Consider the following 273-nt stretch of genomic DNA (forward strand, 5'->3'; position numbering starts at 1 on the left):
ATCGCAGTCGCTGAACGGCGTGTCGGTCGTGAAGGTGTTCTTCCACCCCGGCGCGGACATCAATCGCGCGATCGCGGAAGCCGCCAGCAACGCCGCGTCGATCCTGCGCATCCTGCCGCCCGGCACGCTGCCGCCGAACATCATCACGTACAACGCGTCGACGGTGCCGATCCTGCAGATGGCGTTTTCCAGCCCGACCCTGTCGGAGGCGAAGATCCGCGACCTGGTGCAGAACAACATCCGCCTGCCCCTGAGCTCCCTGCCCGGCCTGGC

Annotated in this window: 1 protein-coding gene; it reads left to right on the forward strand. The window is 67.0% G+C overall.

Going from position 1 to position 273, the window contains the following annotated elements:
- On the forward strand, window positions 1–273 hold a 273-nt coding region (locus tag SB816_RS31560), incomplete at both ends, for an efflux RND transporter permease subunit (protein WP_410548189.1).

The organism is Achromobacter sp. SIMBA_011 (assembly GCF_046535435.1).
In the GTDB taxonomy this organism is placed as follows: Bacteria; Pseudomonadota; Gammaproteobacteria; order Burkholderiales; family Burkholderiaceae_B; genus Achromobacter; species Achromobacter dolens.